The 13,801-nt window shown below is 41.5% G+C and carries 10 protein-coding genes; 6 read left to right on the forward strand and 4 right to left on the reverse strand.

The features are described from left to right. Positions 1–296 precede the first annotated feature (296 nt). Positions 297–1,055, forward strand: coding sequence for a tRNA pseudouridine(65) synthase TruC (truC, locus tag EPB74_RS01315; RefSeq protein WP_274902663.1), 759 nt, complete (start codon positions 297–299; stop codon positions 1,053–1,055). Positions 1,056–1,487: 432 nt separating this feature from the next. Here truC and EPB74_RS01320 read toward each other — a convergent pair whose 3' ends face one another. Next, positions 1,488–2,522: an AraC family transcriptional regulator gene (locus EPB74_RS01320; protein ID WP_274902326.1), complete on the reverse strand. Its 1,035-nt coding sequence runs from the start codon at positions 2,520–2,522 to the stop codon at positions 1,488–1,490. Positions 2,523–2,708: 186 nt separating this feature from the next. Between EPB74_RS01320 and EPB74_RS01325 the strand changes: the two genes are divergently transcribed. Together EPB74_RS01325 and EPB74_RS01330 are read left to right on the forward strand one after the other, a co-directional pair. Beyond that, the gene (locus EPB74_RS01325; RefSeq protein ID WP_274902327.1) at positions 2,709–4,142 is read left to right on the forward strand and encodes a coniferyl aldehyde dehydrogenase; all 1,434 of its coding nucleotides are present in this window, start codon (positions 2,709–2,711) and stop codon (positions 4,140–4,142) included. A gap of 149 nt (positions 4,143–4,291) precedes the next feature. Further along, complete coding sequence (locus EPB74_RS01330; protein WP_274902328.1) at positions 4,292–5,602, forward strand: iron-containing alcohol dehydrogenase; 1,311 nt, start codon at positions 4,292–4,294, stop codon at positions 5,600–5,602. A 409-nt stretch (positions 5,603–6,011) separates the two neighbouring features. Here the strand turns inward: EPB74_RS01330 and EPB74_RS01335 are convergent, their stop codons facing one another. Beyond that, entirely contained in the window at positions 6,012–7,097 is a 1,086-nt protein-coding gene (locus EPB74_RS01335; protein ID WP_274902329.1) for a helix-turn-helix domain-containing protein, read from the reverse strand. Positions 7,098–7,252: 155 nt separating this feature from the next. On the opposite strand from EPB74_RS01335, the gene EPB74_RS01340 reads away from it, so the two are divergent. Next, a complete protein-coding gene (locus EPB74_RS01340; RefSeq protein ID WP_274902330.1) occupies positions 7,253–7,573 on the forward strand; it encodes a 2Fe-2S iron-sulfur cluster-binding protein in 321 nt (106 codons plus the stop codon). A 127-nt stretch (positions 7,574–7,700) separates the two neighbouring features. Continuing rightward, the gene (locus EPB74_RS01345) at positions 7,701–9,161 is read left to right on the forward strand and encodes a cytochrome P450 (protein WP_274902331.1); all 1,461 of its coding nucleotides are present in this window, start codon (positions 7,701–7,703) and stop codon (positions 9,159–9,161) included. Positions 9,162–9,388: 227 nt separating this feature from the next. Here the strand turns inward: EPB74_RS01345 and cadR are convergent, their stop codons facing one another. Then, positions 9,389–9,799, reverse strand: coding sequence for a Cd(II)/Pb(II)-responsive transcriptional regulator (gene cadR / locus EPB74_RS01350; RefSeq protein WP_274902332.1), 411 nt, complete (start codon positions 9,797–9,799; stop codon positions 9,389–9,391). Between the two features lie 169 nt (positions 9,800–9,968). Here cadR and EPB74_RS01355 point away from each other — a divergent pair, with 169 nt between their 5' ends. Then, on the forward strand, positions 9,969–12,134 hold the full coding sequence (locus EPB74_RS01355) for a heavy metal translocating P-type ATPase (protein WP_274902333.1): 2,166 nt from the start codon (positions 9,969–9,971) through the stop codon (positions 12,132–12,134). Between the two features lie 251 nt (positions 12,135–12,385). Here the strand turns inward: EPB74_RS01355 and EPB74_RS01360 are convergent, their stop codons facing one another. After that, the gene (locus EPB74_RS01360; protein ID WP_274902334.1) at positions 12,386–13,729 is read right to left on the reverse strand and encodes a lysine N(6)-hydroxylase/L-ornithine N(5)-oxygenase family protein; all 1,344 of its coding nucleotides are present in this window, start codon (positions 13,727–13,729) and stop codon (positions 12,386–12,388) included. Between the last annotated feature and the right edge of the window lie 72 nt (positions 13,730–13,801).

A 13,801-nucleotide genomic window follows, 5' to 3' on the forward strand; every position in this document is an offset into this window, starting at 1 on the left:
GACTCAACATAAAAACCTATACCCATTATAATCACTTGGACTACAGCCAAAGCTTCGATTCCTCACTAGGGAACCAAAACATTTAATCAGCGTATCTGCTTTGACTATACCATAATAAACTTTAATAACTATTTTTGGACTTTTTAAAGCAATGAGTGAGTTTGAAAGTTATGGCATAGACAAGAAATATCAGCGCAAGTATGGGTGAAATCATTGGAAGACCTTTGTACGTGACTTGGTAGGGTGCGATAAAAAGGATGTATAATTATAGTATCTAAAATATGGGCATTGAAAACATGGATATCGAAAGCGGCACCGCTAATCAAATAGACATTATCTATGAAGATGAATTTCTGGTAGCGATTAATAAAGAGGCTGGTCTATTGGTGCATCGCAGTTGGCTGGATAAAGGCGAGACGCGCTTTGCCATGCAACTCACCCGTGATGCGGTAGGTTGCCATGTATTTCCGGTACATAGGTTAGACAGACCAACCTCGGGCGTATTATTGTTTGCTAAAAGCTCAGTCGTGGCACGCAGTCTTACCGAGGCTTTTACTGCCCACAAAGTTACTAAGCAATATTTAGCCGTGGTGCGCGGCTTTATGCCAGAGCAGGGCACTGTTGATTATGCGTTGAGCTTTAAGCCCGATGCCATTGCCGATAAGTTTGCTGACTTGGACAAACCTCCTCAAGAGGCGGTGACCCATTGGCAGAGTTTGGCACAAGTTGAGCTGCCATTTGCGGTATCAAAAAAGCATGACACTAGCCGCTATAGTCTAATGCGCTTAACACCTGAGACCGGGCGCAAGCATCAGCTGCGTCGGCACATGAGGCATTTATTCCATCACATAGTGGGTGATACCAGCCACGGCGACGGACGGCACAATCGATTTTTTCGTACTCAATATGGTTGCGCGCGCATGCTGCTGCATGCCCAGAGTTTAGCGCTCAGCCATCCGGTTACCGGTGAGCCATTGCTGTTAAAAGCGGGATTAGATGATCAATGGCTGCGCATCATGGAAGAATTTGCTTGGGTAAATAGCGCTGAATATTAAGCAGCGTAAGATTTAGGATTTATCTTAGAAAATCCTATCAAAGGAGTCGAAATACTGGCCTTAACGTGGTTAGCAGACTTTAAACATAAACCGTAATGAATACGTTATTCTACATACCGGAACACTTTTATAAAAACAGCTTTTTTTGAGGATGTTTATATGAATTATTTAATCTCTTCATGCCAGTTTAAGTCGTGTTTGTAGCGCTATACAGGCATCGAACTACTCATATTAAATATAAATTTAATAATTATAAAATCGACCGTACAGGATATTATTATCAAGCTGCATGATTAGAATCTTTCAAGTTAATTTCTACGGAATTGACGGCAAGGGTCAGTTCTCGTTTTCTTGGTTATGGTAAGCTCCTATTATGATACTTATTTCACCAAGTTTACTTCTACAGTTTCTTCAATATAGCTCAGTTCGCACTTAACTCAGCAATGTATTTTTTGCGGGTCTTTTAGATTTATTTTTCCATTCTGTTGGTGTCATACCAAACCAGATTTTAAATTGGCGGCTAAAAATAGACAGTTCAGCATAACCAAGCTGGAGTGCAACATCTGTGAGGTTAATGCTCGCTGTGCTAATAATACGTATCGCTTCTTTTTTCCGCACATCTTCTAATAACTCTCTATAGGTTGTTCCTTGTTCTTTCAATTGGCGTTGCACTTTTTTTTGATGTTGCCCCACACATAATGCGACATTTGCAATGCTACAATCGCCCGTGGCCAAGAGCATTTTCATAGCGCTTTCTATTAAAAAGGTGTCATTATTGATAGATTTAGTACTTTCGTTTTCTAATTGTTGCAAGATAAGTTGATTAACCAAATCATCATTAAAGTGGTAGGGCTTACGAGCTAAAAGATCTGTGCAAAAATACAAAGCGTTCTTTTTGGTATCAAATTCCACCTCACAGTCAAACATTTTAGTTAATAACTGTTGGGATTCAAGCGTGGGATTTTGTTTTAACTTTATTTTTTCTGGGCGCCATGTTGGTCCAATTAAATCTTTTATAACATTGCGCATTAAACACATAGCAAGTTGTGCCTCTTGTGGTCTATCTATATTTTCTGCATTCTGACTGAGTATATTTAGCTCGGATAATTGATTGGGAAGCTTGTTTGCATGAAAAGTGAAGCCTTCTGCATGCATGTCAATGTATTTTTGTGCGACATGCAATGACTCTAATACGCTGTTTTGCCTAGATATGTAAACACCAATTAGACCTATCGTTCGAATATTTTGATTGGCAGCTAGCTTTAGACCGAAACACTCCTCGTTACAAATTAATCCTGCTAATTCCAATAAATTCAAATATCGATCGTAGTCAATAAGCGAATCTGGTTCATTTATCATCGATGGTAATATACCGACTTTACCGAGAATATCGATAGGATCTTTGCCATAACTACGAACTAAATCCTCAAAACCGCTTAAGCCGGCTGCCCTGATGTAATTTCCCATACAACACTCCTTTTACCCCAGATTATTAACTTAATGTCCTAAAATGTCAAATTAATGTCCTGTATTATCAAGCGATGCTTTGAGTGTTCTGCTAAAGTTTGATAACCAAATGCTCAATAGGAAAGTGAAAAATATTATTGAGTCATAAATTGAGCCATCACCACATTCGCTGTAATAGGGAAATTTATGCAAATGCCATTCGAACATTTAGATATAGAAAAACAACTACATGACTGCTTACAACTGCAAAAAAACCACGCACAAAAAGAAGGTATAGAAAGCATTGCTGTAAGAAAAAAGCACTTACAAAATTTAAAAGCATTAATTAATGACAATCGTGAAGCCTTGATTGATGCCGTCCATCGTGATTACGGTAATCGTTCAAGACATGAAACCTTGTTGGCTGAAATTATTACGGTGACAGATGACATTAATAGTAGTATTAAGTATCTAAAAAAATGGACTAAAATTCAAAAACGCAAAGTAGACTTGATTAGCTACTTTGGCGCAAAAAACCGTCTGATTCCACAACCTTTGGGTGTCATAGGTTTGATTGTACCGTGGAACTTTCCCATCAATTTAATGTTTACCCAGCTTTCTGCTGTCTTTGCAGCAGGTAATAAAGCGATGGTAAAACTATCAGAGAACTCACGTCATCTGGCGGCTTTATTAATTCAATTAATTCCGCAGTATTTTGAGCCTGAAAAGTTACAGATTTTTGATGAGACGGGTGAGGTAGGTATCGCTTTTTCAAAATTATCTTTAGACCATTTAATATTTACAGGTTCTGGTGCTACTGGCAAAAAAGTCATGGCAGCAGCTGCAGAGAATTTGACGGCCGTGACCCTAGAGCTAGGTGGTAAGTCACCTGCGGTGATTGATCCAAACTACCCGCTAGCAAAAGCAGTCGAGCGCATCATGTTCGTAAAGCAGTTTAATGCGGGACAAATATGCACGAATATTGACTATTTATTTGTACACGAATCACAAAAAGAAAAATTCATCCAAACGGTAGAGGAGTGGGTAAAACAGCATGTCCCTGATATCCATAGTAAAGATTATACATCCATCATTGATGACCGCTCGTTTCAACGCTTAAGCCACTGTGTCAGTGAAGCACAGGATAAAGGCGCCACGGTGATCAATTTAAATCAGCAAAAAGCTGATGAGGTAAGCCGCAAATTTCCACTAACTTTAATTTTTAATAGTACGGATCAGATGGAAATTGACACCCGAGAAATCTTTGGTCCCATTCTGATGGTCAAAACCTACCGTGAGCCTGAAGAAGTAGTGACATATATTGCGCAGCGTGATCGTCCATTGGCGTTTTATCCTTTTAGTCAAAATAAAGCTTTAGTCAATTATTACATTGATAGTGTGATGTCTGGTGGGGTATCCGTAAATGACGCTTTATTCCACGTGGGACAGCATGATCTACCGTTTGGTGGTGTTGGTGCAAGTGGCATGGGGCACTACCATGGTTATGAAGGGTTTTTAACCTTTTCAAAGCTGCGTCCAGTATTTTATCAAGCACATTTTTCAAGTTTGAAGCTTCTGGCACCGCCATACGGTAATTTTGCCGATCGTGTCCTTAATTTTTTAACACGCATTAAATCTTAATTTATAGCGCTTAGATACGTTCATAAATTTTCAATCTTTAAAGCTGTTATTTTAAAAGTTGAGTAGAGCCACATATATGGATAAAAACATGGTAGTGGTCAACTAATTTTGCAGATGGATATTAAAAGTACGACTAAAAGGAAGTTAATATGACTATGAAGAAACCCACAAAAAAGAAACGCACAAATCTCGCTGATTCATTGCAACATACGGGCTATCTAGCGGTTGCTAAAACTCGAGCTAAAATACTAAAAGTCTTCTCGCTGGTGGTTCCTATGCGAAAGCCGGTATTGTTGGTAGGTGAGAACGCTTGTGATGAGCTGTGTGACATGCTTATTAATGAAGGAAGCACCAATGTATTCATCGTCACTGATGCTGTACTCAATAAGCTTGGGGTACCAGAAAAAGTGACCAACTATCTTCAAGAAAAAAATATTCGCTATCAAATTTACGATGGTATCACTCCTGATCCGACTTCTAAAGTAATAGAGGATGGTCTTCAGCATTCTGTTGATGCTGGATGTGATGTGGTATTAGCGATTGGTGGCGGTTCAGTGATTGATGCTGCCAAAATGATAGCCATGTGCCAAGGCAATAACTGCCAACCGAAGCAGCTCATAGGTCTCTTTAGAGCTAGGAAACCTTGTTTACCTCTTTACTGTATTCCTACTACCGCTGGCACAGGCTCAGAGGCGACCATCGGCGCAGTCGTATCGGACGATGAAACCCATCAAAAATCTATCGTTGTCGATACTAAAATGATACCACTAGCAGCAGCTATTGACCCGACAATCATGCAAGGTATGCCGCCGCACATTACGGCCGATACTGGTATCGATGTCCTCACTCATGCTTTAGAGTCATGGATGAGCGTGAACGCTAGTGCAGAGACCGACTATTATGCAGCTGCTGCTGTTAAAGCTGTGATGCACTACCTGCCAATAGCTTATAAAGATGGTAGTGACCTAAAAGCTCGAGAAGAGATGGGTATCGCTGCTCACTATGGTGGACTTGCATTAAATAAAGCAGCGCTTGGCTATGTACATGCTATCGCTCATCAGCTCGGTGCGTATTATGGTACGCCGCACGGACGAGCCAATGCTATCGTATTGCCGTATGTGCTTGAATTAAACCGTAAAGCCAGTGAAAAAAGATTGGCAATACTAGCCAAAAAGACGGGCGTTGTAAAAGACAGTGAACCTACTGAACATAGTGATGCTGAACTAGCAGATTACTTTATCGCACAAGTGAAAAGCTTAATCGAAAGCATAGGTATTAGTCCTATTGTCAGGGATATGCAATCGAGTGATTTTGATCATATGGCAAAAGCTGCTGCTAAAGAAGTCAGAGATACTTATGCAGTTCCAGCCTATATGAATGGCTCAGATATTAAAGACATCTTAATGAGAATTAAGACAGCAAGTGAAATGGCGAATCATAACAAACCAGTTAGTGACTAAGTTTAATAGCATGCTTTACAGCTAGCGGCCGTTAATAATATTAACGGCCGCTTTGTGGTTCTAATTCTCTAATAATGGTGCATGTATCAGGAATCACTCTCAGCTCCAGCTATCGTTGCTCACTGTACAATCTTTTCGGATTAAATCGGTGCTCATAAAACACTGGTTTAATTGAAGAGTAGTAAATATTTAAGGTGATAACGGATAGAATATCTCTCATTGAGAAAGTCATGTTTTTTTGATGCGCTCACCAGTGTTTAGTTAAGTGGAAATAGGCCTTATAGGGCGCGCTCTCGCTGAAATAGACTTTATTAGGCGTACTGTAGATATAGTTCTATGAAATCTAATAGATTCCTGAACGGTACTAAATGTACTATTTTCTGGCACTGATTCTGAAGTTTTCAATGGGTCATGACGGGTCTGACTGCTCTTTACGATAATCGCTCGGTGTCATACCAAACCAACGTTTAAACGCGCGGCGGAAATTTGCGCTGTCATGGTAGTTTAGCAAGCTAGCAATCGCATCAACCGATAACTCACTATCACGTAAATAACTACTGGCTTGCTTCGATAGTATGTTGTCTCGAAGGTCTCTAAACGATGAGTTGTTTTGTTTTAATTTACGCGCCAGTGTGCGTTTACTCACGAATAAAGCGGCTGCAACGCTTGCCTCATTCAGTTCGCTTAAAGGATGCGACAGCATTATTTTTTGTATTTGATAAAGGTCGCTTGGCGTCTGTGGATTTAATTGAGCGAGCATTAATTCACATTGTTGCATCGCCAAAAGATAACCTTCCTGATTGGCTGAGGCATTAGGAATTTCACACACACTCAAGGGAATACTGACCTTTAAATCGTTGGCTGCAAATGAGTAGGTGCCGGGTAAATAATCTGCATAGTAATGGCTATAATTGGGTTTAACGTGACTAAAATAGAGACTGGCCTCAGTCACCGGTCTTCCTACAATAAATTCTGCACACTCATAAAAAATAACGGCACAGATTTCAGACAACACCCGATGAATAGTTGGGCTTAGCGCAACATCAAACTGAACCAAACAGATAACTGTGTCAGCCTCGATCCGTAGTTTCAGGCGCGCAAAGCTGATACGCGTTGGTAAAAATGCCTGAAACGCTTGTAAGGCAATCAATAAATTAGGGCTACTGTTGGCCAAAAAACCCATCGCACCGTGTGTTGATGGCGTCAAGCGTTGACCAAGTCGTAAGCCAAAATCCTCATGTTCGGATAAATATAAACCGTTGTGCAAAATCTGAATTTGTTGTTGCGCAGTTAGACGTGTCTCCTCCTGCATAAATTGCTTGGTATTGAGCGATGTAAATTGCAGTAACTTTGGAATATCACGAATGTTTAGTGCCAGTTCACGGCCAATAATGCGCGCGTAATTGGACGGAATGGTTGCAGTGTTAGCAACGTTGGCATTGTCAGAATTGTTAACACCTGAAGGTTTTGAATCTACTGATTGAGCACTTGTCATAGTGACTTCCGATCTAATGTTTTTCATAGCTAAATTCAATCAGTATTGTCTCTTTATGACCCTATGTTGTCAATAAATGACCTCCTTAATTTTTGCTCATCACTGTAGAGTTTAATACCTAGTGAACTATTGTGATTTTTTTTGGAGATAAAATTATGGCTATTGTTACCTTTATTGAACATGACGGAACACAGCATACGGTTGATGTTGAAGTAGGCAAATCGTTGATGCAGCTTGCAACTGATAATGGCATACCGGGTATTGATGCTGATTGCGGTGGTGAGTGCGCGTGCGGTACCTGCCATGTCATTCTTGAGCGTCAATGGCTGCCTCTTATGGATGATGCAAAAATGGATGAGTTACAAATGCTGGATATGACGCCAGAGAAAACCAGTACCTCGCGGCTGTCGTGCCAAATCCAAGTGTCAGATGCTATGGATGGCATGATGGTACAGTTACCTGAATTTCAAATGTAATGTAATTAACATAATGTATGTTTCAAGTCAGTATCTAAACAAGCCCAATGAGCTAAAAAATGCTATTTATTAGACTTATAGTCATTGAGTGCTCACTTCACGCAGTCGGTCAAAGGATGACAATACAATGACAAAAACAAAAATAGTTAACTCTGTAAAAGTCGCATTAAAAACAGCTCTGCCATCATCTCTAACCACAGCCATTGATAAAACTGCGGTGCAGGCTATCACAAAAGTATCGGCAGTGGTGCCCATTCATATTCAAATAAAAGGGGCACATCTGTTTCAAACGGTTAAAAAACGCGCGCTCAACCAAAGTGATTTTCCTGATTTTATTGAAAAACCAATTCCAGAAGTGTCTACGCTAGCGCTAGCTGATATCGACCTAAGCAATCCATTTTTGTTTAGGCAGCATCGCTGGCAATCCTACTATAAACGTTTGCGTGATGAAGACCCTGTACATTATCAGGCCAATAGTCCATTTGGTGCATTTTGGTCAGTCATGCGTTATGAAGATATTGTTTTTGTAGATAAACACTACGAATTATTTTCGTCTGAACCTGTGATTTTGATGGGTAATCAGCCTGAAGGATTAAAGGCTGAAATGTTTATTGCGATGGATCCGCCAAAGCACGACATTCAAAGGCAAGCGGTACAAGGCGTTGTCGCGCCCAAAAACTTGTTAGAGATGGAAGCACTTATTCGTACGCGTACCCAAGAAGTGCTAGACAGCTTGCCAATAGGTGTGGAATTTGATTGGGTAGAAACCGTATCTATTGAGCTTACGGCAAGAATGTTAGCCACCTTGTTAGATTTCCCTTATGAGAAACGCCGTAAACTGGTTTATTGGTCAGATTTGGCAGCGGGCGCACCAGAGATGACTGGTGGCTCAAATGATATGGATGAAACCTTTGTTGCTGTGGCTGATATGGCCAAACAGTTTGCAGAGTTGTGGCACGATAAAGCAGCGCGAACGGCTGCGGGTGAGGCAAAGGGTTTTGACTTAATCACCTTATTGCAATCAAATGACGACACCAAAGACCTTGTTAGACGCCCGATGGAATTTATTGGTAATTTGATTTTATTAATTGTCGGCGGTAATGACACCACACGTAACTCGATGACTGGCGGTGTATTAGCGTTGCATGATTTTCCAGAGCAGTTTGCCAAGCTAAAAAATAACCCAAGTTTAATTCCCAATATGGTGTCTGAAATTATTCGTTGGCAAACCCCTTTGGCCTATATGCGCCGTGTCGCCACCCAAGATGTTGAACTAAACGGTAAACTGATTAAAAAGGGTGAAAAAGTAGTGATGTGGTATGCCTCTGGCAACCGTGACGAACGTTCGATTGATCAGCCAGATGAATTCATCATTGATCGCAAAAATGCTCGTAACCATTTGTCATTTGGTTTTGGCGTACATCGTTGTATGGGCAATCGTTTGGCCGAAATGCAATTGCGTATTCTATGGGAAGAGTTGCTACAACGCTTTGAGAATATCGAAGTGGTCTCAAAACCAGAGATTGTGCAATCTAACTTTATCAGAGGCTATTCTAAAATGATGGTCAAACTCACTGCTAAAGGCTGATGACTAAAGCGCAGTGAAGCAATAGAAGCATAGGTTACAAAGGTAAATAATACCATTAACTTTCTAGAGGTATGCACTATTAATAAATCGTTGCTGCCTTTTTCATTATTTCAATTGTAGCCTTCATTTTATACTCAGGAAAAAATGCTTTGCTTTCTTCTCAGTAATATAAAAGACTGCCTTATAGCTGACAATATCTTAAGTGTTAGCAACTGCTGTTGATATCACTACTTATGACAAGAATTATCGGCAAGAGCATTTAAGATACCACATGATTCAGCTGGAGCTTCTCTTGCACATTTTTGCCGCAAAACCAGTAGGTGCTGTTTTAATTGCATCAATTCTTGCATACGGTTTTCCACAGCCTGAATATGCTCATCTAGTAAACTGTTTACTTCACCGCAGTCCTGATCAGGTTTATCTCGATACCGAAGCAGGGTTCGTACTTCATCCAACGTCATATCGAGCGTACGACAGTGTAAGATAAATTGCAGACGTTCAATATGCTCCTCACGGTACAAACGATAGTTCCCTTGGCTACGTGAAGGCTCTGGTAATAAGCTCTCCTTTTCATAGTAACGAATGGTCTCTACTGTGGCTCCTGTCCGCGTGGCAAGCTCTCCGATTTTGATCAGCATAATACTCTCTATTATTTAAAACATTAAAGTAACTATAAGGTTAAATGTAGAGAAAATCAAATTTATGCAGTTGCATGTAAACGCCCTTGACTCTGAAGCCACTACAAGGTTCATAATGGTGTTATTGAAAGAACTCTTATAGCAGGACAAGTTATCAGGACAAACTATTATGCAATATCGTATTGAAGGTATGGACTGTGCAAGTTGCGTCGGCAAGATTGAAACCGCGCTAGCACGTATGCCCGGTGTTTCTGACATACAGCTTAATTTTGCTACCGAAAAGTTAGAGCTAACGCTGGCACCTGATGCGACCACTCAGGTCGATGATATCGAAAAGACCATCAAACGGCTTGGTTTTGGTATATCTGCCACTTCAGATCAATCAATCGCAGCAAATAGCGACAGTCAATCCGCTACAGAGCATCAGCGTTGGTGGCAAAGCCGAAAAGGCAAGCAAGTGGTTGGCCTCGGTCTGTTGATGAGCATTGCTTACGCACTGTCCTTACTTTTCCCTGATTATGGAATGTGGGCATTTGCTGTTGCAGTCATTGTGGGTGTTTTTCCCTTTGCCCGCAAAGCCTTTGCCTTAGCGATGACAGGCACTCCTTTTTCAATTGAAATGCTGATGTCGGTTGCGGCACTTGGCGCGCTTATTATTGGCGAGCCTGAAGAGGCAGCAGCAGTGGTCTTCTTATTCTCAGTTGGTGAATTATTAGAAGGTGTGGCTGCTGATCGTGCACGTGCTGGCATTAGAGCTTTGGCGTCACTGGTTCCAAAAACTGCGATTTTACTCGATGCACAGGGCGGACAGCGTAGCGTTCCTGCGGCATCATTACAGGTCGATGATTTAGTGCTGGTACGCCCTGGTGATAAGGTATCTGCCGATGGCGTTATTACTCAAGGTGATTCTAGCCTTGATGATTCGCCCATTACTGGCGAATCCATACCAGTGGCCAAAACGGTAGGCGACGATGTATTCGCAGGGTCGATCAACATGGAGGGAGCGCTGCAAGTCCGCGTAGAAAAAACAGCTGCCGACAATACTATTGCGCGTATTATTGAGCTGGTAGAGCAAGCACAAGCTTCTAAAGCACCTACTGCTCGTTTTATTGAAAAATTTAGTCGCTACTACACCCCAGCAGTGATGGCTATTGCCGCCTTAGTTATTATCATCCCGCCGTTAGCGATGGGAGGAGAATGGGCAACTTGGCTATATCGCGGTTTGGCACTACTGTTAATTGCCTGTCCTTGCGCACTGGTACTATCGACCCCAGCTGCCATCGCGTCCGGTTTGGCTGTCGGTGCGCGTCGCGGATTACTTATCAAAGGCGGTAGCGCTCTAGAAATCATTGGTCGTGTCAATACCGTTGCTTTTGATAAAACAGGTACTTTGACCGAAGGTAAACCACGCGTTACCGACGTTGTTGCCTTTACACAACAGAAAGTCACAAAAGAGCGCGTGGATTCTCAAGGTGAAGATGCGATATTAGCGCTGTTTGCCAGTGTCGAGTCCGCCTCTAGTCATCCGCTTGCAAAAGCCATCATTGATCATGCTAAAGCCGCTAATATTGCTATACCAGTAGCTTCAAAGGCTTACGCGACTGCAGGTAAAGCGGTACATGCGACGGTAGCTGGGCGTGCTCTAGCCATCGGTTCTCCTGTCTACGCCGCTAATGAAACTTCGATAACCTCTGAACAAAATGCACAAATTGCAGCGCTGCAAAATGAAGGGAAAACGGTTTCGGTGCTGTTCGATGAACAAAGCCGTGAAGTGCTCGGTTTGGTAGCGCTACGAGACGAGTTACGAGACGATGCCAAAGAAGGTATAGCACAGCTCAAAGCGATGGGCGTGCGTTCCGTCATGCTGACAGGCGACAACCGCCTTACCGCTCAAGCGCTTGCCAGTCATTTAGACATAGAATGGGAAGCTGAGCTTTTGCCCGAAGATAAACTGCGTCTGCTAAACGAGATGAAAGACAAAACCAAAATAGCGATGATTGGTGATGGTATTAATGATGCGCCAGCGCTAGCAACCGCCGATGTCGGCATTGCGATGGGTGGTGGTACTGATGTAGCCATTGAAACGGCTGATGTCGCATTAATGAAAAGTCGCGTTACGGACGTCGCTCATCTGGTTGCACTATCGCGCGCAACGATGTCCAATATTCATCAAAATGTGATTTTTGCACTAGGCCTAAAAGCAGTGTTTCTAATCACTACCGTGTTAGGAATCACTGGTTTATGGATCGCTGTGTTGGCTGACACTGGTGCAACCGTGCTGGTTACGTTGAATGCTTTGCGGTTACTGCGCTTTAAAACAGGGTCTTCCACTTAACGATAGTTAAAGAATAAGACGGCCTTAGCTACATCGGGGCCGTTTTATTAACATTATTTATGGTTATATGGCTTTTGATTAAGCCGCGTTTTATAAACGCTGCCACAACTTATTGAGAGTTTAAAAATCATTTCTTACCTATCCTTTTTATGGGTTTAAATTTGCATCTAACCATTAATATGAATGCTTATACAACGAGTAGTACCCTGATTGAAAGTCAACCACCTCATTACGTGATTTTTGACTTAATATCAAACGAACTTTCCAAAATTTTGGAAAACCTGCAAAGCCTCAGTATCATAAACCTGTTTACCCATCAGCTCATTGACGATACATCCCGATCTATACGCACCCAACCCTAAATCTCCAGCACCAATACCATGGCTGTGAGTTTCTTTATTTTGTACAAAAATCCTGCCACTATCTTTGGTGTCTTTTGAGTGGTTTTTATAGGCTAGCGTATAATTTCGATTAATCTTAGGTTGCTCAAACTCATCATATTCAATAGCGGACAATAAGCTACTCATACATTCAGGTAATGTATCTTTATAGCCTGTTCCTGCAATAACACAGTCATATTCAGCGCTAAATACACTGTCTTGCTCATGTTGTCTCAATGTCAAACTGATCATATTGTTACGTGTGCTATCCAATGTAGCATCCAGTAGTTCACAATTGGACGTTATGGTGGAGCATATCTCTTGATTCGCGATACTGCGCTCATAAAGCTTATGATAAATAGCTTTAATCGTATGAGCGCTTATCCCTTTATGTAGCAAATCTTGCTTAGAGACCACATTGGCTTTAGTGATTGGTTTTAAATGATGAAAGTAATTGATATAAGCGGGGCTGAAATGCTCTAGGCCAAGTGGGGTATACTCCATTGGGAAAAACCCTGCTGAGCGTGTCATCCAGTCTAGCTGAAATTTTACTGCATTATTCTTATCAAACTGCTGGTCAAATAGCACTTGATATACCTCCGCCGCTGATTGCCCAGAGCCTAACACCAGCACTTTTGTTAGCTTATCGGTGCGCCTAATGTTAGTGAAATTAAAATTTTCTGAAAAATTGGCCGTATGCATGCATTGATATGGCACTCGTTCAGAAATCTGCTGCAAAAATGGCGGTAGGATTGGTTGTGAGCCTGTGCCTATTACTATGTTTTTAGCCATATAGGTCTTATTTTCTCCATGTTCACAGACGGTTATATTAAATCCATTCCCATCTTCTTTAATCGCCACATCAATTACTGTCGTCTCAAATACCGCGCTATTTAATTGGCCTGCCACCCACTGACAATAGTGATTATACTCTTTACGGTAAATCTCAAAATCCTCTAGGATATAAAACTTCAATAATCGGTGCTGGGTATGTAAGTAGTTCAAAAATGTATAGCGGCTGGTTGGATCGATGAGTGTGACCAGATCTGCCATAAAAGGCACTTGTAGGGTAGTATGAGGAAAAATCATACCTTTGTGCCAATTAAACTCCTTTTTCTGTTCAAAAAACTTGCTAGTGACAGTTGGCTGATTTTCCAGTAAAGCTGCAAGACTAAGATTAAATGGGCCTAACCCTATACCGATAAGATCTATCATTACGTTCCCCTTCCTATTTCTCGTATGGCCATATTCACCCTGAATAGTTACTAAGATTACTACCAATAACAA

The organism is Psychrobacter sp. DAB_AL62B, assembly GCF_028895345.1.
Lineage (GTDB): Bacteria > Pseudomonadota > Gammaproteobacteria > Pseudomonadales > Moraxellaceae > Psychrobacter.

Excerpts from the sequence above, each read along its gene's own strand:
- truC (WP_274902663.1), top strand. The coding sequence starts at position 297 with ATGGATATCGAAAGCGGCACCGCTAATCAAATAGACATTATCTATGAA.
- EPB74_RS01320 (WP_274902326.1), bottom strand. The coding sequence starts at position 2,522 with ATGGGAAATTACATCAGGGCAGCCGGCTTAAGCGGTTTTGAGGATTTA.
- EPB74_RS01325 (WP_274902327.1), top strand. The coding sequence starts at position 2,709 with ATGCAAATGCCATTCGAACATTTAGATATAGAAAAACAACTACATGAC.
- EPB74_RS01330 (WP_274902328.1), top strand. The coding sequence starts at position 4,292 with ATGACTATGAAGAAACCCACAAAAAAGAAACGCACAAATCTCGCTGAT.
- EPB74_RS01335 (WP_274902329.1), bottom strand. The coding sequence starts at position 7,097 with ATGACAAGTGCTCAATCAGTAGATTCAAAACCTTCAGGTGTTAACAAT.
- EPB74_RS01340 (WP_274902330.1), top strand. The coding sequence starts at position 7,253 with ATGGCTATTGTTACCTTTATTGAACATGACGGAACACAGCATACGGTT.
- EPB74_RS01345 (WP_274902331.1), top strand. The coding sequence starts at position 7,701 with ATGACAAAAACAAAAATAGTTAACTCTGTAAAAGTCGCATTAAAAACA.
- cadR (WP_274902332.1), bottom strand. The coding sequence starts at position 9,799 with ATGCTGATCAAAATCGGAGAGCTTGCCACGCGGACAGGAGCCACAGTA.
- EPB74_RS01355 (WP_274902333.1), top strand. The coding sequence starts at position 9,969 with ATGCAATATCGTATTGAAGGTATGGACTGTGCAAGTTGCGTCGGCAAG.
- EPB74_RS01360 (WP_274902334.1), bottom strand. The coding sequence starts at position 13,729 with ATGATAGATCTTATCGGTATAGGGTTAGGCCCATTTAATCTTAGTCTT.